Consider the following 1,632-nt stretch of genomic DNA (forward strand, 5'->3'; position numbering starts at 1 on the left):
CTCATGCCGCTGCACGGGGACCTCGCAGCAGGTCGTAGCGGGCGCAGTCGGCGATGGGCGGATGACGCAGGACCAGCGCCTCGCAGGTGGTGATCGGCTGTGGCGCTGGCGGCTCGCGGCGCCGGGCAAGGATGTTGAGGATGACCTCGTCGCTGGCGGCGCCGGCATCCAGGGCCTCGCGGACGGCGTCATCGACCTCATCAAGGCCATCGACCAGCACCGCCGCCAGCACGCGCACGAACCGGCGGTCGGCTTCGTCGCCACGACCCAGCTTCTTCCTCAACCGGGTCAGGGCTGGTGGCAGAGTCCAATCTTGGAATGGCGCGCCATTGCGCAAGCTCCCGGGCTTGCGGGCCAGAACCGGCAGGTAGTGCCAGGGATCATAGATCGTCCGGCCTCGGCCGAAGGATCGGACGTGCTCGGCCACCACTTCGCCGGCGCAGCGCACGACGATCCGATCGGCATAGGCGCGCACTTGCACCGTGCGCTTGGCGGCCCTGGCCATCACCGAGTAGCGGTTGCGGTCGAAGGTGATCAGGCAGGTGCCGGTCACCGCGTGCTCGACCTCGTGGAAGCCGTCGAACGGCGCCAAGATCGCCTGCAGCGCCGGCCGCTCGGCCTCAAGGGCCTGGGCCAAGGTGATCTCGCGCTGCTCGGGATGGGGGTGTAGGCGCGCCCAGCGGCGGCACTCGGCCTCCAGCCAGCCGTTCAGCTCTTCCAGGCTGGCGAACCGCAAGCGCGGTTTGAAGAACCGCTCCCGGCTGGTCTGCACCTGGTTCTCGACCTGGCCCTTCTCCCAGCCTGCGGCGGGCGTGCAAGCAGTCGGTTCGAACATGTAATGATCGGCCATCAGCAGGAAGCGACGGTTGAAGACCCGCTGTTTGCCCACGAACACCGCGTCCACGGCGGTCTTCATGTTGTCGTAGATGCCCCGCGTGGGGACCCCGCCGAAGAAGGCGAACGCCCGGGCATGGGCGTCGAACACCATCTCCTGGGTCTCACGCGGATAAACCCTGACGTAGACCGCACGCGACGCGCAAAGCCGAACATGGGCCGCCTTCACCCGCATCGGCTGGCCGGCGACCTCCACGTCCTCATGACTGAAGTCGAACTGGAACGCCTCGCCCGGCGCGAACATCAGCGGCACGAACGCTGTCCCGCCATCGCCGGGCGCCGTCTTGGTCTCCTCGCGCCAGCGGGCCGCGTAACGACGGACCGAGTCATAGGAGCCGTCGTAGCCTTCCTGGACCAACAGGTCCCAGACCCGCGTCAGTCGCAAACGGTCCCGCCGGGGCCGCGCCTCGTTCTCCGTCAGAAGTTGCACAAGCCGATCATGCACCGGCCCGATCTTCGGAAACGGCTGCGTCGTCCGCTGATAGCTGAACGCGCCTTCCTCCGCCCGGATCGCCTTGCGCACGACCTTCCGCGACAGTCTCAAATCCCGACAGATCGCCTTGATCGGCTTGCCCGCCGCATACTCACGGCGAATCCGCACCACTGTCTCCACCACCAACATCCCGATCTCGACCGCCCGGTTGAACCAAGCCGCCGTGCCTAAACCATCGGAATGAGGGGTCCCTTTTAGGCGCCTATCACCCCGCTAAGGGGGTCCTTCTTCCACGCCGCTGCACA

Annotated in this window: 1 protein-coding gene; it reads right to left on the minus strand. The window is 67.1% G+C overall.

Translation table 11 applies throughout. The annotated features are described in order from the left end of the window. Position 1: 1 nt before the first annotated feature. Positions 2-1,516, minus strand: coding sequence for an IS21 family transposase (istA, locus tag AX690_RS06580; RefSeq protein ID WP_066730309.1), 1,515 nt, complete (start codon positions 1,514-1,516; stop codon positions 2-4). Positions 1,517-1,632 lie beyond the last annotated feature (116 nt).

The organism is Caulobacter sp. CCH9-E1, from assembly GCF_001556515.1.
GTDB lineage: Bacteria > Pseudomonadota > Alphaproteobacteria > Caulobacterales > Caulobacteraceae > Caulobacter.